The sequence below is a fragment of the Streptococcus sp. HMSC076C08 genome, from assembly GCF_001810825.1.
GTDB lineage: Bacteria > Bacillota > Bacilli > Lactobacillales > Streptococcaceae > Streptococcus.
Genome location: NZ_KV802714.1, coordinates 1 through 17,191 on the forward strand (window position 1 = coordinate 1; position 17,191 = coordinate 17,191).

Annotated in this window: 19 protein-coding genes and 1 pseudogene; 17 read left to right on the forward strand and 3 right to left on the reverse strand. The window is 42.5% G+C overall.

Annotation, left to right across the window (positions count from 1 at the left end):
• Window positions 1-181: 181 nt before the first annotated feature.
• The 8 genes from HMPREF2766_RS00565 to HMPREF2766_RS00605 all read left to right on the forward strand — a co-directional run bounded on the left by HMPREF2766_RS00565 (window position 182) and on the right by HMPREF2766_RS00605 (window position 6,258).
• Entirely contained in the window at window positions 182-1,219 is a 1,038-nt protein-coding gene (locus HMPREF2766_RS00565; protein WP_070567114.1) for an aldose epimerase family protein, read from the forward strand.
• Between the two features lie 110 nt (window positions 1,220-1,329).
• Window positions 1,330-2,184 carry a VOC family protein gene (locus tag HMPREF2766_RS00570; protein WP_070567117.1) on the forward strand — a complete coding sequence of 285 codons (855 nt, stop codon included), beginning with the start codon at window positions 1,330-1,332 and terminating at the stop codon, window positions 2,182-2,184.
• Between the two features lie 303 nt (window positions 2,185-2,487).
• Window positions 2,488-3,060, forward strand: a complete 573-nt coding sequence (locus HMPREF2766_RS00580) for a hypothetical protein (RefSeq protein ID WP_049490055.1) — start codon at window positions 2,488-2,490, stop codon at window positions 3,058-3,060.
• Between the two features lies 1 nt (window position 3,061).
• Window positions 3,062-3,730 carry a hypothetical protein gene (locus HMPREF2766_RS00585; RefSeq protein ID WP_070567122.1) on the forward strand — a complete coding sequence of 223 codons (669 nt, stop codon included), beginning with the start codon at window positions 3,062-3,064 and terminating at the stop codon, window positions 3,728-3,730.
• A 115-nt stretch (window positions 3,731-3,845) separates the two neighbouring features.
• A complete protein-coding gene (locus tag HMPREF2766_RS00590; protein WP_001226102.1) occupies window positions 3,846-4,517 on the forward strand; it encodes a hypothetical protein in 672 nt (223 codons plus the stop codon).
• Between the two features lie 2 nt (window positions 4,518-4,519).
• Window positions 4,520-5,176 carry a hypothetical protein gene (locus HMPREF2766_RS00595; RefSeq protein ID WP_070567125.1) on the forward strand — a complete coding sequence of 219 codons (657 nt, stop codon included), beginning with the start codon at window positions 4,520-4,522 and terminating at the stop codon, window positions 5,174-5,176.
• 75 nt (window positions 5,177-5,251) lie between these two features.
• Complete coding sequence (locus HMPREF2766_RS00600; RefSeq protein WP_070567128.1) at window positions 5,252-5,794, forward strand: DUF3592 domain-containing protein; 543 nt, start codon at window positions 5,252-5,254, stop codon at window positions 5,792-5,794.
• 206 nt (window positions 5,795-6,000) lie between these two features.
• On the forward strand, window positions 6,001-6,258 hold the full coding sequence (locus HMPREF2766_RS00605; protein WP_070567131.1) for a metal-sensitive transcriptional regulator: 258 nt from the start codon (window positions 6,001-6,003) through the stop codon (window positions 6,256-6,258).
• Between the two features lie 219 nt (window positions 6,259-6,477).
• On the opposite strand, the gene HMPREF2766_RS00610 is transcribed toward HMPREF2766_RS00605, so the two are convergent.
• The 3 genes and pseudogenes from HMPREF2766_RS00610 to HMPREF2766_RS00620 all read right to left on the reverse strand — a co-directional run bounded on the left by HMPREF2766_RS00610 (window position 6,478) and on the right by HMPREF2766_RS00620 (window position 7,429).
• Window positions 6,478-6,774: a rhodanese-like domain-containing protein gene (locus HMPREF2766_RS00610; protein WP_070567134.1), complete on the reverse strand. Its 297-nt coding sequence runs from the start codon at window positions 6,772-6,774 to the stop codon at window positions 6,478-6,480.
• Window positions 6,764-7,120 (reverse strand): annotated as a pseudogene (locus HMPREF2766_RS09780) (rhodanese-like domain-containing protein); the annotation flags it as partial. The pseudogene HMPREF2766_RS09780 and the gene HMPREF2766_RS00610, both read right to left, overlap by 11 nt.
• A 3-nt stretch (window positions 7,121-7,123) precedes the next feature.
• The gene (locus HMPREF2766_RS00620) at window positions 7,124-7,429 is read right to left on the reverse strand and encodes a rhodanese-like domain-containing protein (RefSeq protein WP_038804267.1); all 306 of its coding nucleotides are present in this window, start codon (window positions 7,427-7,429) and stop codon (window positions 7,124-7,126) included.
• Between the two features lie 174 nt (window positions 7,430-7,603).
• Between HMPREF2766_RS00620 and HMPREF2766_RS00625 the strand changes: the two genes are divergently transcribed.
• The 9 genes from HMPREF2766_RS00625 to HMPREF2766_RS00665 form a co-directional block, all read left to right on the forward strand.
• On the forward strand, window positions 7,604-8,167 hold the full coding sequence (locus tag HMPREF2766_RS00625) for a sugar O-acetyltransferase (RefSeq protein WP_000200256.1): 564 nt from the start codon (window positions 7,604-7,606) through the stop codon (window positions 8,165-8,167).
• Window positions 8,168-8,444: 277 nt separating this feature from the next.
• Window positions 8,445-9,680 carry a carbohydrate-binding domain-containing protein gene (locus HMPREF2766_RS00630; RefSeq protein ID WP_000837416.1) on the forward strand — a complete coding sequence of 412 codons (1,236 nt, stop codon included), beginning with the start codon at window positions 8,445-8,447 and terminating at the stop codon, window positions 9,678-9,680.
• A gap of 419 nt (window positions 9,681-10,099) precedes the next feature.
• The gene (locus HMPREF2766_RS00635; RefSeq protein WP_042901944.1) at window positions 10,100-10,816 is read left to right on the forward strand and encodes an ABC transporter ATP-binding protein; all 717 of its coding nucleotides are present in this window, start codon (window positions 10,100-10,102) and stop codon (window positions 10,814-10,816) included.
• A 1-nt stretch (window position 10,817) separates the two neighbouring features.
• Window positions 10,818-11,900 carry an ABC transporter permease gene (locus HMPREF2766_RS00640; RefSeq protein WP_049479898.1) on the forward strand — a complete coding sequence of 361 codons (1,083 nt, stop codon included), beginning with the start codon at window positions 10,818-10,820 and terminating at the stop codon, window positions 11,898-11,900.
• A gap of 39 nt (window positions 11,901-11,939) precedes the next feature.
• Window positions 11,940-12,563 carry a TetR/AcrR family transcriptional regulator gene (locus HMPREF2766_RS00645; RefSeq protein ID WP_070567140.1) on the forward strand — a complete coding sequence of 208 codons (624 nt, stop codon included), beginning with the start codon at window positions 11,940-11,942 and terminating at the stop codon, window positions 12,561-12,563.
• Between the two features lie 299 nt (window positions 12,564-12,862).
• Window positions 12,863-13,627, forward strand: a complete 765-nt coding sequence (locus tag HMPREF2766_RS00650; protein ID WP_000615031.1) for a nucleoside phosphorylase — start codon at window positions 12,863-12,865, stop codon at window positions 13,625-13,627.
• A gap of 33 nt (window positions 13,628-13,660) precedes the next feature.
• Complete coding sequence (locus tag HMPREF2766_RS00655; protein ID WP_070567142.1) at window positions 13,661-15,040, forward strand: TrkH family potassium uptake protein; 1,380 nt, start codon at window positions 13,661-13,663, stop codon at window positions 15,038-15,040.
• Between the two features lie 13 nt (window positions 15,041-15,053).
• Window positions 15,054-15,719 carry a potassium channel family protein gene (locus HMPREF2766_RS00660; protein ID WP_049479903.1) on the forward strand — a complete coding sequence of 222 codons (666 nt, stop codon included), beginning with the start codon at window positions 15,054-15,056 and terminating at the stop codon, window positions 15,717-15,719.
• Between the two features lie 155 nt (window positions 15,720-15,874).
• A partial coding sequence (locus tag HMPREF2766_RS00665; protein WP_148131182.1) for an SSURE domain-containing protein occupies window positions 15,875-17,191 on the forward strand: 1,317 nt, incomplete at its 3' end.

Genomic DNA, 17,191 nt, shown 5'->3' on the forward strand with positions numbered 1-17,191 from the left:
CAGCGACTTCATGGACTGAACGTGTATAAGCATAAAAACAAGAATAGAAGAATCCCTTCTTGTTAAGAAGATACTTAAGGTTTTCTGACAAAGGATTCTGAAAATAGAAACTACAACCATAGATGGTGAGACACTCTCTATGGTTTGTTTACTTAAGAGAAATGGATCAAAGGAGAGAAGAATGAAAGCATACACAGAACGTGTATTTGGAAATCATGAGGGCAAGGATGTCTTGGCTTATCGCTTTGAGACTGATGGTGGTTATCAGCTTGAAGTTATGACTTATGGTGCGACCATCTTGCGCTATGTCACGCCTGACAAGGCTGGAAACTTTGCCAATGTGATTTTGGGCTTTGATGATTTTGATAGCTATGTAGGCAATAGTCCCAAGCATGGAGCAAGTGTAGGTCCTGTAGCGGGCCGCATTGCAGGTGCGACATTTGAGCTCAATGGCCAGACCTATAATCTTGAAGTCAACAATGCCAGCAACTGTAACCACAGTGGTTCAACAGGTTGGGATGCGAGCTTGTTTGAATTGGTAGAAGTGAGCGACCATGGCTTAACCCTCTACACAGAGCGTACAGACGGAACAGGAGGATTCCCTGGTAATCTCAAGATCTGGATCAGCTACCACTTGGAAGAAACTGGCGCCTACGAAGTCAGCTATAAGGTGACGACAGATCAGGATACGCTGGTCAATCCAACCAACCACAGCTATTTCAACTTATCTGGTGATTTCACGCAGACAATTGACCGCCATGTCTTCCAACTAAATACGGAGGGCATTTACCCAATCGCTCCAGACGGAGTTCCGGCTAAGACTCCAGATGCTACTCGTGATGTAGTGAAACATATCTACAATGGAGCTTTGTTGAAGGACATCTTTGAAGAGGAAGATGAGCAAATCCAGTTGGTATCTGGTTTGGATCACCCATTTGCTCTTCCTGCAGGCCATGACAATGCTGGTTTCCTTTATGACCAAAACTCAGGTCGCTTCCTGCTCTTTAAGACAGAGGCCCCTTGCTTTGTGGTCTACACAGCAAACTTTGTGGATGAGAGTGTCATCATCGGAGGCCAGCCAATGGTGCAACACAATGGGATTGCCCTTGAAGCGCAAGCTTTACCAGATGCCATTCACAGCGATCTCAAAGACCAAGTCATTCTCAAAGCAGGGGAAACCTTTACCAGCAAAACTCGCTACGAGCTTGTTGTCAAATAAAAAGAAGAGCTGGTTTCCAGCTCTTTTGAGTTGTCTTCGTTGACATTCTATCTTAATAGTGTATAATTGATGTAATTAATAAAGTTACAACAAACAAAAGGAGACACCCTATGACTTATGCATACCAAAGCCACATTTACCTAGCAGAGGCGGTTTTAAATGTCAAGGACTTGACGAGTCAAATGGCTTTTTATCACCAGATTATTGGCTTGGAGATTTTATCCCAAACAGAGACAGAAGCGATTTTGGGACTTGGTCGAAAAGCCTTGGTTCACTTGATTCAGGCAGAAAAGACTGGCGAAGTAAGGGAGCATTATGGACTCTACCATTTGGCGATTTTGTTGCCGACACGAAAAGCCTTGGCAGATGTTTTGAAACACCTAAGTGACTTACGGATTCCTCTGGTTGGAGGTGCAGATCATGGATACAGCGAGGCCCTTTATCTAGAGGATTTGGAAGGAAATGGCATTGAACTCTACCGTGATAAGCCAGTGTCTTCATGGGATATTCGAGAAGATGGTCGCATTATCGGTGTGACCGAGGCCCTTGCGGCACAGGATATCTATGAGCTAGGGGAAAAGGTGGATCCCTTTATCCTAGCTGAAGGGACGAGAATGGGGCATATCCATCTATCGGTGAAGGATAGTCGTGCGGCGAGCCAGTTTTATCAAAAGGTGTTAGGACTAGAGGATAAATTTAGCATTCCTAGTGCTAGTTGGATAGCGGCTGGTCAGTACCATCACCACCTAGCTGTCAACGAATGGGCTGGAAAAGGGCTAGCTCCGCGTGAGCAAGGCTTGCCAGGCTTGGCCTACTACGTCCTTGAGGTCGAAAGCAAGGAAGAACTCTTGGACATCGTTCAGCAAGCACAAGAGCTAGAAGTACCAATCAAGTGGCTAAATTCGAGTGAGTTGGATCTTGTAGACCCAGATGGGATTGTGACTCGCATTCGCTTGGCACGATGAAACGAGGAAAACACATCATAGACATAGGAAAAGGCGGATAAGCTCGCATTCTGTTTTTAGAATGCGGACTTGTCCGCTTTTTTATGAAATGACGAAAGCTTTCTTGGCTCTGGCAAAGGCATTGGCTGGGGATATTTTCCCTTTTCTGGAGGTTCATGCTATAATACTAATAAACTTTTCTTTCTCTAGGAAGGCAAATGCCAAAAATCAGCTAGAATGCTGGCAATCGTTGTCACGATGCTTTTTAGAGAAAGTAGAACTTTGTTTGAACATCCGTATTGAGTTTAGGAGACGGGAAATAAGATGGACACAAGTGTAAAAAATTTAATCAGTATGGGCCCTCTGGAGGACTCTTTTATCTATTATGATTTGGGGAATCAAGTATTCTACAGTGCAAAACAAGGCATGAATTATTCAGCCATTGCAGCCCCTATTGCAATCTATTCCTTGCAACGGCTGTCAAAGTTGCTAAACCAAACCTTTGGAGATGTCTCCTCCCCTTTCAATCTGATCTTCTTTATCCTGATGTCTCTGTTTTTGGTTTTCGGGACCATTCTCCTTGCCAAGTCTACCCGACGCAACATGAAGACAGATAGATTTAGAAAAGTCCGGCTCACAAAAGCCAATATCAAAACACTTAGGAGAAAATCTAGGGCGTTGACAGTAGTTGGCTACATTTTTGTTTTAATAACGATTTTTTCAGCCTATCGTTATCTGGCTGTTTCTGATTTTCAATTTTTAATTATGTACATGTTAGGGATTGGTATTCTTACATATATAGTTTATGATTTTCGGATGAAAACGCGCAAACGACTGTTCAAGGAGCTGATGGAGACATTACAGGACGGTAGCCGAGGGAAAGAGGGAGAAATGTAAGATGAGAAAAATCATTTATATAGGACAAGGATGCCAGCAATCCGTCTACTATAACACAAAGACGAGAGAGGCTTTAACGACTCAATCTAGCGCCTCGTCAGAAACCGACGGTGCTATCAGTTCAAAGAAATCCAAGTGGCCTTGGGTTCTCTTCTTTGTTTTCTTGCTAGTTACTATCATCGGTATTTGGATTCGTTCCTTGCTAGCGCCCTTTAGATTGAGTGAGTGGATGGCACCTATCCATCTAGTCGCTATCCTTTTCGTTTTTATCGGAAGTGTTTATGGATTTGAAAAACTGTTCTACAGTGGGGCTAAGTCGCTTGTCCCAGCAAGTGAAGAACAGTTTAAAGATGCGGTTGAAAGTAGTACTTTTTGGAGGAAGTCACCAGATAAGGAACCAACAGTCGATAAAATCATCTTGTATCTATTTGCTATCCTCGTTCTTCTATTTGTTTTTGTTATTGTTGTGTTCTTTGCCATACCTGGGACCTTCCTTCCCTACTATGAACATGAATGGTTTGAGCCGTCTATGTTCATGGTACCCATCGGAGCAACTATCGTTCCAATTAGCGTGGTACTACTCTTGTTCCAAAACAACCCAATCCGCTGGCTCTTAGCCGTACGAAAATACAAGCAGGGAAAAATATTATTTGGGGAAGAGAAGAACTAGAAACATGAGAGAAACGCTATTACCATTACCAGTGGTTGGTGATGTTTTATCAACAACCTATGATAAAATTGAAGTTTCTGATTATAGTGATTGGTGGAAACTGTGGTGATTTTATATGAGAAAAATAATTTTTATTGGACAGAGCGGTAATAAGGCCGTTTACTATAATACGCGAACGAGAGAAGCTCTTGTAGCAGATAAGAGCGCCTTGTTAAATACAGAAGGGGCTAGGAGATCGAATAGGGGGATTGCTCCTTTAATTGCTATATTCTCTTTGTTAGGTTTACTCGGAGGATTTGTTGCAATACCAATTTTCTCAGGCCTTCGTTATAATAGTGGGATGGTTCCTATTTTTATTCTTTGTCTTTCCTTTATCCTATTTGGATTTATATGGATGATGGAAGTCGCATTATATAAAGGAGTGAAACGAGTCCAAGGAGCAACAAAGAAAGAGTTTAAAGAAGCAGTTTATTCAAATTTGTTCTGGGAAAATTTTAGTGAGAAAAAAGCGACGTTTGCGAAAATGTTGGCTTTTATGATTGTCATGCTACTAGTTTTTATGACTACTATAGTAATATTTGCTGCTGCAATTCCGGGCACTATTGACTCATTCAATAAGCAAGAGGCATTTGATATACAAATCTTTTTCTCGCCTTTAGCAGGTCTCTTTCCTGCCTTGTTGTACCTTTTCTTATTCCAAAACAACCCTATCCGCTGGTTCTTAGCTGTGCGAAAATATGAACAGGGGAAAGTGATATTTAATGAAGAAATAGAAAAGAGAGGATGATAATGTCACAAGAGAGATATTTGCAGATCAAAAAAGAGCATCAAGTTCGTAAGTTTGTGGGGCGTTTCCTCTTCATCCTTCTCGCTATCCTCGATGTTCTACTGGTATCAAGTCATTCCAATTATGTCCCGCTTATAACGGTGGCTATGGTAACGATTGTGCCTTTTAATCATTTTCTACTTGGTCCTCTTAGGAGACAGAAAAAAGCCATAGAAAAAGAGCATCCAGAATGGAAAATACTCAGTACGAAGGGAGTAAAGGTTCCCTCGGCTGAAGCCAATAAAAGAACCTTGGCTGGTATTGGGATCTTGACGGCCTTGCTGTTGTCTTTTGGGCTATTCTATAAACCTGTGAAACAGCCGAACGTCCAAGTAAACAATCCGCCTAAACTTGATTTTAACACGCCTGAAACGTCCAAGTCTTCTGAGTCGTCGAGTTCCTCTAAGACCAAAGAATCCAGTTCCTCAGAGCCGAAATCCTCGTCTTCGACTGAACAAAGTTCTAAAACCGAAAGTTCAGGAACAAAGCCGTCAAAAAGCGAATCCAATAATCCTTATTACCAGATTCCAGGACTTACTGACGAACAGGTGAGAGATATCATATCGAAATCTGTAAAAGATTTGAGAGAAAAACAGTCAAAAGAAAAATCCGAAGAGTAGACTCGAGAGCTTCAATGTCCTTCTGGACGAGTTCGTTTTGGGATTTTACTGTATAAAATAACAGGAGGAGTTCATATGAATAAAGAAGTGATTGGTTTGATAGTTGGGACAATCGTCATCTTCCTATCTTTTGTATTTGTGTGTGGGACCTTTCTTTTCCTCTATCTTCGGGATCAGAAGTTGGTCCGCCTTGCCAAGTCATCCGTACAGGGAACGGTTATCGGCTATAGCCGTTTTCGTGAGGGGTATCCACCTATCGTCGAATACACGGTGGATGGGATTGCTTATAAGAAAACCTTGCAGTATTTTATGTTCAAAACGGTCACAATTCCGTGGGGGACTACTAAATTTTTAAAGGACTATACAAGAGAAGATATGCTAGCGCCTTCGATCACTCGCTACAGTAACTCCTTTGTTTCCTTCAAACGCTTGATGCAGACCCATTTCCCCCTTCATTCGGAGCTGACGGTCTGGTATGATCCAGACAAGCCGGCCAGGGCCTATGTCGAACGTTACAGTGGAATGGACAAGTTTTACAAGTGGTTTGGTATCGGATTTGGGCTGGCTCTAGTTCTAGTCTATGGGATAGTGATCCTAGCCTTTTTGTCCAAGATATAAGGCATAAAAGTCAGTTGGTTAATAGGAAACTTGACTTCCCATCTTGCTTCAAGGAGGACAGAGTTTCTTTTCCATTTTCGTGCTCACCTATCTTTTCTTTCCGATACAGAGAAAAGGTTGCCTCCCACAAATACAGACAGGAAGTGAATTTTGACAAAGCCCCTTATTCGAGATATAATGAAGAAAAAGTGACCAAGGATAAATTAATGACAAACTCAAAGTATATAACACGCCTGAAACGTTCAGAGGGCCAGTTGCGTGGAATTCAAAAGATGATTGAAGAAGATCGTGACTGCGCAGATATTGTTATGCAGTTGACAGCAGTGAAATCTAGCGTTGAGCGCGTGATTGAGATGATCATTACTGAAAATCTTACGGGCTGTATCAACCAACCACTAGACGACCCTGAGGCTCAAAAGGAACGCCTAGAAAAGGCCATCCGATACCTGATTAAACGGAAATAAACTAATTTGCTATTGATAAACAATGCAGACAAAGGTATTTAAGTCTATTTCGATAAAGAAATCACGTCGGACAAACGGATGAGTCCCCAATACCAATGAGAAAACCTTTTTTTAGATACCATCAATTTGCTTCTTTTTTAGAAGCAACGGGCTACGAGCCCTATATCATTGGGTTGTAGAAATGAAAAAATCGATTAAGTTCCTTAATCGGTTTTTTGCTTATTTTACTTGACCGGGCCAAGCATTCATACCACCTTCAACATTGATAACGGTGAGGCCTTGGGCGCTTAGAAATTCACAAGCAGATGCGGAGCGTACTCCACCTTGACAGATGACATGGTATTCCTGGTCAGGTTTGAGTTCTTTGCAACCTTGCTCCAAGGTGGTTAACGGAAGATTTTTGGCTCCTGGTGCATGTCCTGCTTGGAATTCATGCACTTCACGTACATCGATAAGATCTAGATTTTCATGTTGATATTTTTCATAAAAGTCAGCCATGCTGATATTAGTTACCATATTCTACTCCTTCTGGGTTAGACATTTTGTATAGTGAATAAGCGCCGTCGAGGTTTTGGACGGTAAATCCTGCTTGTTTGAGGATACGCTCTGCGATATAGCTGCGCAAACCACTGTGGCAGCTAACGATGTAGGCTTGGTTCTTATCCAGTTCGTCCAAGCGTTCCCGTAGTTCGTTTAGGGGGATGTGGATGGTGTCAACTTTAAGTCGACCACTTTGGAATTCGCCACTTATCCGCACATCTAGGGATTATTTGCCCTTAGTCAGATCGTCTTCGAACTGACACCATTTGATATTGTCGCTCAAACCTTCGATAAGGTTCAAGGCTGCGTAGCCCATTTGATGCTTCTAGATGACCTTGCCTGTCCAAGCGCTCATACCGCCTCGGACATTGATGACATCGTAGCCTTTTTTCTTAAGCTTTTTCGCAGCTAGTTTGCTTCGCACACCAGAGTGACAAATGACATAAAGTGTTTCTTTTGTCGCAGGTGTGTAAGAACCGATTTCCGTTAAAGGAACATTTTTGGCATTTTTGATATGACCTCTACGGAATTCCATAGGCGTCCGAACATCTAGTAGCTGAATCGGTTCTCTGAGTTTAGCTTCTAACTCGCTGGTAGAAATACTGTCAATTTTTGTAAATAAGTGAAACATAGGCACCTCCACATATACCCTTATGGGGTATATTAAACCATGAAGTCAATCTTTTGTCAAGCAAGTTGTTTTGACTTGGAGGGGATTGGTTTTGAGAGTCTAGAAAGCAGGCTATTCTTGACCTTTCAAAGGCTTTTTGATATGATGAGTCCAAAGTAAGTGTGAGGTGATAAGATGACCAGCGAATACCAGAAAATGATAGCAGGGGAGCCTTACCGTCCGTCGGATCCAGAGTTGCGGGTCTTGGCGCAGGCTTCTCGCCAAAAACAGGCTGCCTTTAACAAGGAAGAAGATCCCTTGAAGGGAGCAGATATTATCAAGACTTGGTTTGGCTCAACTGGGGAAAATCTCTATGTCAATCCACGCTTGGTGGTCGATTATGGAGTCAATATCCATCTAGGGGAAAATTTTTATTCTAATTGGAACTTGACCATGCTGGATGTTTGCCCGATTCGCATCGGGAACAACGCCATGCTTGGCCCCAACTGTCAGTTTTTAACCCCACTCCATCCACTGGATCCGGATGAACGCAATTCAGGGGTCGAATACGGCAAGCCCATCACCATTGGAGATAATTTCTGGGCTGGAGGTGGCGTCATTGTCCTTCCTGGAGTGACACTGGGAAATAACGTCGTTGCAGGAGCGGGGGCCGTGATTACCAAGTCCTTCGGAGATAATGTCGTCCTAGCTGGCAATCCTGCGCGTGTCATCAAGGAAATCCCAGTAAAAGAAAACTAAAAAGAACAGCTTGGGCTGTTCTTTTTATAATCTTTATCTTAGTCTTATAGATTTTTCTTCTTTTTGGCTTTTTGGGTTAGAGTGATATCGCACTTGGGAATGTTGCTTTTAAAAACTATTAAATGCATTTTAGTACTCTCAAATTGTTTCTAGTAGCCCTTTCAAAAGAATACTAAGCGAAACTGAATTTAAGGAAACTTTCAGAAAAGTTTTAGTTTTGTTTCAGGAATCTTCTGTAGACTGTCTAGCTATATCATACGAAGGAGAGGAAAAAGCTATGAAATCAAAAAAATGGACCCTACTCGCAACGAGTTTAACGGCAATAGTGCTGATGGCAGCATGTGCCCAGTCAACAACTACATCCAATACCAATGCAACGACAAATAGTGCCACAACAACTGCAACAAAGACAAACCAATCATCCTATTTTACAGAGAAGGACAATGATACTTCTTATGACGAAAGCACAGCTTCTAAGATTGAGTTATCTGGCTCATCAGCAAACGTCTTTGGGGATGGGGTGACAGTCTCTGAATCAACAGTGACCATCACAAAATCTGGGACCTATGTGATTTCAGGTCAGTCTGACGGAGTGCAGATCAAGATCGAGGCAGATAAGTCTGCAGATGTTCATCTAGTCCTAAAAGGCGCGACCATGACCAATACCAATGCAGCGATATCTGCGACATCAGCTGGTCATGTCTACTTGACTCTAGCAGAGGGAACCACCAACAGTCTCTCTGACTCAAGCTCTAACAGTGACGAAAAAGCAGACGCAGCTCTCTTTTCTAAGGTGGATTTGACCATCAACGGGAAAGGAACTCTCAATGTAGATGGCAAGAAGAACAATGGTATCAAGGCCAACGACACCCTCCACATCACGGGTGGAACCTATAACATCACAGCAGTTGGCGATGCCTTCAATGTCAATGATGAACTCAACATCACTGGTACGACCATGACCATCGATGCCAAAGAGGATGGGGTCAAGGTGGACAATGACGAGGATACTTCAGTTGGGACCATGTACCTATCCAACAACAACATCACCGTCACAGCAGGAGATGATGGCATCCACGCATCTGGAGACCTCGTCATCGATAGTGGTACCTACACCGTCAAGAATTCGACAGAAGGACTTGAAGGTAAGTCAATCACTATCAACGGTGGGGATATTAGCATCTACTCAACAGATGATGGAGTCAACGCAGCTAACAAAAACGCCCAACAGAATGAAATCTTCTTCACTATGAACGGCGGGAATCTGACTGTAGAAGTCGGCCAAGGAGACACAGACCCAATCGACTCAAACGGCAATATTACGGTCACAGGTGGGACCATTAAAATGACTGGTCAAACAGGTTTTGACTTTGATGGAACAGCGACCTACACAGGTGGAGATATCTATCTCAACGGTGAAAAACAAACGGAAATCGTCAATTCTATACCTGGAGGCGGTGGACCAAATGGAGGCCCTCAAGGCGACGGTCCAGCCCCTGGCGGACAAGGATAAAAAAGAATCTCCTTTCTCGAAAGAGAAGGGAGAGTTTTATGTAGGAAGGATTTTCTAGAATAAATACCAATCCGGAGTTGAGAACTTCTTGGTCTGTTTCATATAAAAACGGATAAAGTGAATTTCCATAGCTAAGGTTATCAAGGTTGCTATTGTGATGACAGTAGTAGGATTGGCTGAGAAAAGTAGAGGAAGAATAGGCCTTTAAAAAGTGGACAGGAAAGACCATTTCGGAGTATAGAGAGGAAGTTCAAAAACATTTTTAGAAATAAGACATGTGCATCATAAACATCAGATACGAATCTGGTGTTTTATTTTTTTAAAGAATTTAACCCTTTCTCTTGACAAGTGAGTGATTACTCACTATAATAGCTTCTGTGATTTAAAAAGTGAGTACCCACTCACCTAGGAGGAAGCATATGAAAAAATTGCTACATTTACAAGATTTAGTAAAATCTTTTGACCAACAAATAGTTCTGAATCATGTCAGCTTTGAATTGCAGCTAGGAGAAATTATAGGATTAATTGGTCCGTCTGGTGCTGGTAAATCAACTATGATTAAGACTACGTTAGGAATGGAAAAGGCTGATGGAGGCCTAGCTTTAGTGTTAAATCACACTATGCCCAATCGTCATATTTTAGGAGATATTGGCTATATGGCCCAATCAGATGCTTTATACGAGTCCTTGTCTGGTCAAGAAAATCTGGAATTTTTTGGTCAGCTAAAGGGGCTTTCTAAAAAAGACCTAAAGGCGGAAATTGCTCATATAGCTCAAGTAGTAGATCTGACAGACTACTTAAACAAGGCGGTATCTGGTTATTCTGGAGGAATGAAACGGCGTTTGTCTCTTGCTATCGCGCTGTTGGGAAATCCTCAACTCTTGATTTTGGACGAACCGACAGTTGGAATCGACCCTTCTCTTCGAAAGAAAATCTGGAAAGAATTATTCGCGCTTAGAGACAATGGGGTAGGGATATTAGTTACTACCCATGTTATGAATGAAGCAGAGTTGACGGATAAGGTCGGCTTATTATTAGGCGGAAAAATCATTGCTTTTGATACACCGCAACACTTAAAAGAAAGTTATCAAGTTTCAAGTATTGAAGAAGTATTTTTAAAAGCAGAAGGTGAGTAAAATGAGAACAATAGCGATTGCAAAAAAAGTCATCAAAGAATTACTTCGTGACAAACGAACTCTAGCCCTGATGTTTATAGCACCTGTTTTTATCATGTGGTTGATGAACCTCATGTTTTCAGCTAGTACAACCGTGAATGTCAAGTTAGCGACACAAGATCTACCAACTGGTTTGGTAACGAAAATGGATGAGCTTGATCATGTGGACATCGAGACTTATCAAGACTTAGATCAGGCCAAAGAAGCGCTAGCAAATGAAAAAGTCGATGCTGTGATTTCTTATAAAGACGGTGAGTATCAGGTCGACTACGCAAATACAGATGCCTCCAAGACATCTATGATACGACAAGTGTTACGAACAAGTATCGCCAGTGAAGGCACCGATCAGTTACTATCTCGTGTCAAACAAGCTCTTCCACAATTGGACTCGGACGCAAAAACACCAGAAATCAAGGAGTCTTATCAGTATGGAGATGAAAATACAAGCTTCTTTACCAGTATGATTCCGGTTTTGATAGGTTTTGTAGTTTTCTTCTTTGTCTTTTTGATTTCAGGTATGGCGCTTTTGAAAGAGCGCACCAGTGGAACACTAGAACGTTTGTTAGCAACACCAGTGAAACGATCTGAAATCGTCTATGGCTATATGTTGTCTTACGGTATTATTGCGATTTTTCAAACGGCAGTTGTCGTCTTAGCAGCAATTTGGCTACTAGATGTAGAAGTTGTAGGAAGTATTTTAAATGTTATAATAGTTAATGTGGTACTGGCTCTTGTAGCACTAGCTTTTGGAATTCTCTTGTCTACTCTAGCAAAATCAGAATTCCAAATGATGCAATTTATTCCTCTCGTGATTATGCCCCAACTTTTTTTCTCAGGAATTATTCCATTGTCATCCATGGGAGAATGGGCTCTAACTGTGGGGAAATTTTTGCCATTAACCTATTCTGGTGATGCAATAAGCCAGATTATTCTTTACGGGCACAATCTTGGTGATATTTTGCCAAATCTTGGTGTTTTAATGATTTTCTTGATCATTTTAACAATTCTCAATATTGTTGGATTACGTCGTTATCGTAAAGTTTAGAAATCAACATAAATAATGCTAAAAAGGTGTGAAGATTAGATGGATAAGACTGTTTTTGAATCGTTTGAAGATTACTTAGAAGAAGCGAATTACCCTCAAGGAAAGAAAAAAATCATGCAGGCAGCAGTGGATCTCATATCAACTAGGAGTTACCATGGGACCTCAACTCTTCACATAGCTGAGCGTGCTGGACTAAGCCAGGCAACTTTGTTTAAGTATTTTAAGACGAAGGATGATCTACTGACGGCTATTTTACATCCTGTAGTCCCAAGCATTTTCGGTAGTTTTTTTGAGGAACTCTTAGCTTTTGAAACGACAGAAGAGAGGGTTCGTTATCTCGTCCACGATCGTATGAGCTATCTCAAAAAAAATCGTGCTTTGATGAAAATCATTCTGCAGGAGAGTTTTTCAAATAAAAAACTAAAAAATGAACAGATTTTTATCTGGAATGCTATTCAAGATAAACTTCGAGTACTCCATAAGGAATTGCTAGCAGATTCACGTGTAAATCCAGAGTTAACGATTCCTCAAATGGTTCGTATTTGTGTTGGCCCATTGTTGGCTTACTTCGCTCAGCTTTATATCGTTGGCGACAATGGAGAAATAAAAGAGGAAGACTTAGACTTATTAGAAAAACAGATTTTAGGTGGTTTGTGGAAATAAGGGAGTTCTAGAAGAACTAAGGTTTATTTACTTGACTTTCAAACAAGCTAAAAAAGACATGTTCTGCTTATTTCAGATTCATGTCTTTTTTGTTGTTGAATTTGGTATTTATTTATAACTCCTCAATCACCTTGCACAAGGCTCCCACATCTTTTACCCAGCTCATATTTACTACTCGATATCTTAGCAAGTTCAAAGTATCTCATAACTGAGGTGCTTTTTTTACTCAGTTCATCAGTCTCCTCCTTGACACTCCGTCAGCTTTTGATACAATAGTACAAAATTAGAGGAGGTGGGCGATGATTCAGAAGCATGCGATTCCCATTTTAGAGTTTGATGACAATCCTCAGTCGGTCCTTATGCCAACACATGAGGAGTTAGACTTGAAGTTGCCAAAGAAGTGTATCTATGCATTTTTGGAGGAGGAGATTGACCGCTATGCGGGGGAAGTAGGGACGGACTGTATTGGTGAGTTCGTTTCTGCCACCAAGACCTATCCAGTCTATGTCATCAATTACAAGGGTGAAGAGATCTGTCTGGCCCAAGCGCCTGTTGGTTCTGCTCCAGCAGCCCAGTTTATGGATTGGTTGATTGGCTATGGTGTGGAGCAAATCATTTCCACTGGTACTTGTGGAGTCCTAGCCGATATAGAGGAAAATGCCTTTCTCGTCCCTGTTCGCGCTCTGCGAGATGAGGGAACCAGCTACCACTATGTAGCGCCTTCTCGTTATATGGAGATGCAGATTGAGGCTATCTCTGCCATTGAGCAAGTCTTGGAACAAAGAGGCATTCCTTACGAGGAGGTCATGACCTGGACGACAGATGGTTTTTACCGAGAGACGGCTGAAAAGGTTGCCTATCGCAAGGAAGAAGGCTGTGCTGTTGTGGAGATGGAGTGCTCTGCTCTTGCGGCAGTAGCTCAACTACGTGGGGTTGTCTGGGGAGAGCTGCTCTTTACCGCAGATTCCTTAGCAGATCTAGATAACTACGACAGTCGTGACTGGGGATCAGAAGCTTTTGATAAGGCACTCGAACTCTGTCTTGCCATTGTGCACCACATGTGAGTGTTCTTACTGTTTTTATGGTAGAATGTAGCTATGTTATTCAAATCTTTTTTGGAAAAAATCAAGACGACATTAGGGCGTTTATCGCCAGCCCGTCGCATCTTTTTAAGTTTTGCCCTAGTGATCTTCTTGGGCTCGCTCCTTTTAAGTCTCCCCTTTGTGCAAGCAGGAACGTCACAAGCGACCTACTTTGACCATCTCTTTACGACTGTGTCTATGGTCTGTGTGACAGGGCTCTTTACCCAGCCGGTAGCCTCTACTTACAATATCTGGGGTCAGTTGATCTGTATGATTTTGATCCAGATTGGTGGTTTGGGGCTCATGACCTTTATCGGAATCTTTTATATCCAAGGCAAGCAAAAGCTCAGTCTTCGTGGCCGTGAGACCATTCAAGAAAGTTTTGCTTATGGAGAAACCCAGTCTCTAAAGGATTTCATCCGTTCAATCTTTCTGACGACTTTTCTAGTGGAAGGGCTCGGTGCCTTTCTCTTGAGTTTCCGCTTTATTCCTGAATTTGGCTGGGGACGAGGGGTGTTAACCTCTATCTTTTTGGCTGTTTCAGCTTTCTGTAATGCTGGATTTGATAATTTTGGAAGTACGAGTTTGCTAGCCTTTCAAACGGACCCCTTGATTAATCTAGTGATTGCAGGCTTGATTATCACGGGTGGTCTAGGATTTATGGTCTGGTTTGATCTAGCGACCCAGTTTGGGAAAAAGAAAAAACGGCGCCTGCGTTTCCATACTAAGTTGGTTCTCTTTCTAACGGCGGGAATTTTGCTCTTTGGAACAGTATCGACTCTCTTAATTGAGTGGAACAATCCTGGGACGATTGGAAATCTTAGTTTTCCAGAAAAACTGTTGGTTAGTTTCTTCCAGACCGTCAGCATGAGAACGGCAGGCTTTGCTTCAATTGACTACACCCAGGCTCGACCAGTTACCTTACTGATCTACATCTTGCAGATGTTTCTGGGCGGGGCACCTGGAGGGACAGCAGGGGGGCTCAAGATTACGACCTTCTTTGTCTTGTTGGTCTTTGCTCGCAGTGAATTATTGGGCTTGCCTCATGCCAATGTAGCTCGGAGGACCATTGAACCCCGAACCGTGCAAAAATCTTTCAGTGTCTTTATTATCTTCTTGCTGACCTTCTTGCTGGGCTTGATTCTATTAGGGGTAACCGCAGAAGGAAATCCGCGCTTTATTTACCTCATGTTTGAGACCATTTCAGCACTTGCGACAGTTGGAGTGACGGCAAATTTAACACCAGAGCTAGGCAAGATAGCCCTCAGCATCGTTATGTTGCTGATGTTTATCGGCCGTATTGGTCCCTTGACACTACTGGTCAGTGTAGCGGAATACCAGCCAGACAAGAAAGATACGATTCACTATATGAAAGCAGATATCACCATTGGATAAGAAAGGAAGAACGATGTCAGATCGGACAATTGGAATTTTAGGCTTGGGAATTTTTGGGAGCAGTGTTTTGGCTGCTCTTGCCAAGCATCATATGAATATCATTGCTATTGATGACCACGAGGAGCGCATTAATCAATTTGAACCAGTGTTGGCGCGTGGAGTAGTTGGAGATATCACGGATGAAGAACTCCTTCTATCAGCGGGGATTGACACCTGTGATACCGTAGTCGTCGCAACGGGTGAAAATCTAGAGTCCAGTGTTCTCTCGGTTATGCACTGCAAGAGTCTAGGAGTACCGACCGTTATTGCCAAGGTCAAAAGCCATACAGCTAAAAAAGTTCTAGAAAAAATCGGGGCAGACGCAGTCATCTCACCAGAGTTTGAGATGGGGCGCTCATTGGCACAGACCATCCTCTTTCATAACAGTGTAGACGTCTTTCAGCTGGATAAGAATGTTTCGATTGTCGAGATGAAAATCCCCCAATCATGGGTAGGTAAAAGCCTCAGTCAGTTAGATTTACGTGGGCGATACAACCTCAACGTACTTGGTTTTCGTGCCTACGAAAATGCTCCTCTGGATGTCCAATTCGGACCTAATGACCTCTTGCAGGAAGACACCTACATCATGGCGGTGATCAATAACCAACATCTGGATACCCTAGCTGAACTGAGTGAGTAGGAGAGGAAGGGTACTCTCTTTCCAAATAATTAACGAGTCAATATAAGTATTTTATAAGAGGGATTTAAGAAAAATTTTAACTTTTTCTTAATCCTTTTTAATTTTAGGAGATTATACTAGAGTCATCAAAAAAAGAAAACTCTAAGGAGAATCCTATGAAATTCAATCCAAATCAGAGATATACTCGTTGGTCTATTCGCCGTCTCAGTGTCGGTGTTGCTTCGGTTGTTGTGGCTAGTGGCTTCTTTGTCCTAGTTGGTCAACCAAGTTCTGCACGTGCTGATGTCGTCAATCCGACTCCTGCCCAAGTCGTGCCAGACGCTGCTTCGGTGAGTGAAAAGAGCGATTTACCAGCAGAGGTTCTCAAAAAAGCAGTTGATGTAGCTCTTCCTTCAGAACAGTCTGTTCCAACACCTAAAGCAAGTGTGGATACGACAAGCTCTTCAGAAAAAGCGGACGCAACTGCTAAAGAGCCTGCAGTAGCGCCAAAAGAAGAAGTGCAAGCACAACCTGACTCTAAGAAACAAACAGAAGATGCAGTTAAACCTGCGGAAAGTCCTGCGTCTACAGTTTCTGGACAAGACCGTGAAGCTAGTGAAGCGCAACCAGCGACCACCCCAGCTGAAGTGCAAAAAGGTGTGGCTGACAACACCAAAGACACAGTAGATGTCCCAGCTACTTACTTGGACAAGGCTAACTTCCCTGGTCCCTTCACAGCTGGTGTCAATCAAGTCATTCCATACGAATTCTTCGCTGGTGATGGCATGTTAACTCGTCTTATCTTGAAAGCATCTGATAAGGCTCCATGGTCAGACAACGGAACAGCTAAAAATCCCGCCCTTCCACCAGTAGAGAAATTGGGCAAAGGCCTTTACTTCTACGAAGTAGACTTGGCTGGAACCCAAGGCAAATCTGACAAAGAGTTGCTTGATCTTTTAAAACAAAATGGAACTCAAAGCTATAAAGCTACTATCAAGGTGTACGGTGCGAAAGACGGCAAGCCTGACTTAACTAACCTCGTAGCGACTAAAGATTTGACTGTTAATTTGAATGGTTCGACCACTCCAGCCGAAGTACAAAAAGGTGTGGCCGACAACACCAAAGATACAGTAGATGTCCCAGCTTCTTATTTGGATAGAGCTAATTTCCCAGGTCCATTTACAGCTGGTGTCAACCAAGTTATTCCATACGAAGCCTTTGGTGGAGATGGTATGTTGACTCGCCTTATCTTGAAAGCCTCTGATAAGGCTCCATGGTCAGACAACGGAACAGCTAAAAATCCCGCCCTTCCACCAGTAGAGAAATTGGGCAAAGGCCTTTACTTCTACGAAGTGGATTTAGCAGGCACCCAAGGAAAATCAGATAAAGAGCTTCTTGACCTCTTGAAACAAAACGGTACACAAAGCTATAAAGCTACCATCAAGGTGTATGGTGCGAAAGATGGCAAGCCTGACTTAACTAACCTCGTAGCG

What these genes read in the sequence shown, in the direction of transcription:
- HMPREF2766_RS00600 (WP_070567128.1), top strand. Translation starts at nt 5,252, where the DNA reads ATGAATAAAGAAGTGATTGGTTTGATAGTTGGGACAATCGTCATCTTC.
- HMPREF2766_RS00630 (WP_000837416.1), top strand. Translation starts at nt 8,445, where the DNA reads ATGAAATCAAAAAAATGGACCCTACTCGCAACGAGTTTAACGGCAATA.
- HMPREF2766_RS00660 (WP_049479903.1), top strand. Translation starts at nt 15,054, where the DNA reads ATGTCAGATCGGACAATTGGAATTTTAGGCTTGGGAATTTTTGGGAGC.
- HMPREF2766_RS00620 (WP_038804267.1), bottom strand. Translation starts at nt 7,429, where the DNA reads ATGTTTCACTTATTTACAAAAATTGACAGTATTTCTACCAGCGAGTTA.
- HMPREF2766_RS00570 (WP_070567117.1), top strand. Translation starts at nt 1,330, where the DNA reads ATGACTTATGCATACCAAAGCCACATTTACCTAGCAGAGGCGGTTTTA.
- HMPREF2766_RS00625 (WP_000200256.1), top strand. Translation starts at nt 7,604, where the DNA reads ATGACCAGCGAATACCAGAAAATGATAGCAGGGGAGCCTTACCGTCCG.
- HMPREF2766_RS00580 (WP_049490055.1), top strand. Translation starts at nt 2,488, where the DNA reads ATGGACACAAGTGTAAAAAATTTAATCAGTATGGGCCCTCTGGAGGAC.
- HMPREF2766_RS00605 (WP_070567131.1), top strand. Translation starts at nt 6,001, where the DNA reads ATGACAAACTCAAAGTATATAACACGCCTGAAACGTTCAGAGGGCCAG.
- HMPREF2766_RS00635 (WP_042901944.1), top strand. Translation starts at nt 10,100, where the DNA reads ATGAAAAAATTGCTACATTTACAAGATTTAGTAAAATCTTTTGACCAA.
- HMPREF2766_RS00650 (WP_000615031.1), top strand. Translation starts at nt 12,863, where the DNA reads ATGATTCAGAAGCATGCGATTCCCATTTTAGAGTTTGATGACAATCCT.
- HMPREF2766_RS00595 (WP_070567125.1), top strand. Translation starts at nt 4,520, where the DNA reads ATGTCACAAGAGAGATATTTGCAGATCAAAAAAGAGCATCAAGTTCGT.
- HMPREF2766_RS00610 (WP_070567134.1), bottom strand. Translation starts at nt 6,774, where the DNA reads ATGGTAACTAATATCAGCATGGCTGACTTTTATGAAAAATATCAACAT.
- HMPREF2766_RS00565 (WP_070567114.1), top strand. Translation starts at nt 182, where the DNA reads ATGAAAGCATACACAGAACGTGTATTTGGAAATCATGAGGGCAAGGAT.
- HMPREF2766_RS00640 (WP_049479898.1), top strand. Translation starts at nt 10,818, where the DNA reads ATGAGAACAATAGCGATTGCAAAAAAAGTCATCAAAGAATTACTTCGT.
- HMPREF2766_RS00590 (WP_001226102.1), top strand. Translation starts at nt 3,846, where the DNA reads ATGAGAAAAATAATTTTTATTGGACAGAGCGGTAATAAGGCCGTTTAC.
- HMPREF2766_RS00645 (WP_070567140.1), top strand. Translation starts at nt 11,940, where the DNA reads ATGGATAAGACTGTTTTTGAATCGTTTGAAGATTACTTAGAAGAAGCG.
- HMPREF2766_RS00655 (WP_070567142.1), top strand. Translation starts at nt 13,661, where the DNA reads ATGTTATTCAAATCTTTTTTGGAAAAAATCAAGACGACATTAGGGCGT.
- HMPREF2766_RS00585 (WP_070567122.1), top strand. Translation starts at nt 3,062, where the DNA reads ATGAGAAAAATCATTTATATAGGACAAGGATGCCAGCAATCCGTCTAC.